The sequence below is a fragment of the Erythrobacter sp. CCH5-A1 genome (assembly GCF_001557115.1).
Lineage (GTDB): Bacteria > Pseudomonadota > Alphaproteobacteria > Sphingomonadales > Sphingomonadaceae > Erythrobacter.
In genome coordinates, this window is the sequence record NZ_LSKQ01000258.1 from 1 (window position 1) to 1,915 (window position 1,915).

General features: G+C 65.3%; 2 protein-coding genes. Both read left to right on the forward strand.

Translation table 11 applies throughout. The annotated features are described in order from the left end of the window. Positions 1–406: IS66 family insertion sequence element accessory protein TnpB (tnpB, locus tag AX708_RS15600; protein ID WP_369815642.1), on the forward strand; the 406-nt coding region annotated here is incomplete at its 5' end. Positions 407–471: 65 nt separating this feature from the next. After that, on the forward strand, positions 472–1,915 hold a 1,444-nt coding region (locus tag AX708_RS15605; protein ID WP_067490406.1), incomplete at its 3' end, for an IS66 family transposase.

Here is a 1,915-nt window from a genome sequence, read left to right on the forward strand (position 1 = left end):
TCGTCAACGAGAAGGCGCTCGCCCGGGTTCTGCGCGCGTTGAAGGCCGTGCCATGTTGAGCTTGCCGTCAGGAACCAAGGTCTATCTGGCCAGCAAGCCGGTCGACATGCGCAAGGGCTTCGCCGGGCTCAGCGTGCTTGCCAGCGAAGTTTTCCGGCTCGATCCCTATAACGGGCATGTCTTCCTGTTCCGCAGCAAGCGCGGCAACTACCTCAAAGCGCTGGTCTGGGACGGCACGGGCCTGTGCCTGTTCGCCAAGCGTCTCGAGCGTCATCGCTTTGTGTGGCCGCCGCTGGTCGACGGCGGAGTGGTGCTGACCCCTGCGCAGTTTTCGCTGCTTCTGGAGGCGATGGACTGGCGGCGAACGGTGGCGCCAAAACCCCCGCAGAGGCCTGTGCATATCTAGCGATTCGGGCGCGGTTTTCCTGCCTTCGGCTTGGTCAAGATCGCCCGTCATGTTATCCGCTGTTCATGTCTCCCACCGAACTTGATCTGCCTTCCGATCCGGACGAGCTTCGCGCCTTTGCCGAGGTGATGAAGGCGCGTCTGGTCGCCTCGGAGCAGGCGCTGGCGCAGGAGCGCAAAGCCCATGTCGCTACCCGCGATGAGCTCAGTGCCGCACGCAACGCGATCAAGCTGACCACGCTTCAGATCGAGAAGCTCAAAGCTCAGCTCGCCAAGCTGCGCCGGATGAAGTTCGGCCAGTCGTCCGAGCGCATGACGCAGCTTGCCGATCAGCTGGAACTCACGCTCGAGGATCTCGAAGCCCAGCAGGCCCATGCCGAGTGCGTCATGCGCGGGCATGTCGATCAGGACGAGGCCGAACCGCCGGAGGCCAAGCGCAAACCCAAGCGCGCGCCGCTGCCCGAACATCTGCCGCGCGATGTGATCGTGCATCCGGCGCCCGGCGCGGATCGCTGCGCGGCGTGCGGCAGTGCGGCATCCATTCTCGGCGAAGATGTCACCGAGGTGCTGGAATACGTGCCTGCGAGCTTCCGCGTGGTGCGCCATGTCCGTCCCAAGCTTGCATGCACATGCTGCGATACTATCGCTCAGGCACCTGCACCCGGTCTGCCGATCCCGCGCGGCCGCGCCGGCCCAGGCCTCTTGGCGCACGTCATCGTCGCCAAGTTCGCCGATCACCTGCCGCTGTATCGCCAGTCGCAGATCTATGCGCGCGAAGGTGTCGAGCTGTCCCGCTCGACCATGGCCGACTGGCTCGGCCAGGTCAGCTGGCTGCTCGATCCGCTGGTCGAGCGGCTCGGTGCCCACGTCATGGCCAGTCAGAAGCTCCACGCGGACGACACACCGGTCCCGGTGCTGGCTCCCGGTACGGGCAAGACGTCGACCGGGCGATTATGGGTCTATCTGCGCGACAACCGGCGATGGAGTCCGAGCGACAAGCCTGCCGCGCTGTTCCGCTACAGTCCCGATCGCAAGGGTGAACGGCCACGCGAGCATCTTGCGGCTTTTTCGGGCTTTCTGCAGGCCGATGCCTATGCCGGATTCAACCCGCTCTATGATCCCGGCCGCAAGCCCGGCGTTATCACGCCCGTCGCCTGCTGGGCGCATGCAAGGCGCAAGCTGCACGATGTCCTTGTTGCCGATCGCGGCTCTGCTGCGCGCAAGGGGCTCGGCCTCATCGCGCAGCTCTACGAGATCGAGCGGCCGATCGAGCAGGAACCTCCCCAGGAGCGTCTGCGCCAGCGAGCGGCATCGAGGCTTATCGCGCTCGATTTCTTCGCATGGGCAGATGGCGTCCTTGCCAAGGCATCGGCACGCTCGCCGCTGGCCGAGGCGTTGCGCTATGCCGTCAAGCTAAAGCCCGCGCTGCTTGCCTACACCCAGGACGGGCGGCTTGAGATCGACAACAACCTTGCCGAGAACGCGCTGCGCGGCATCGCGGTCGGGCGCA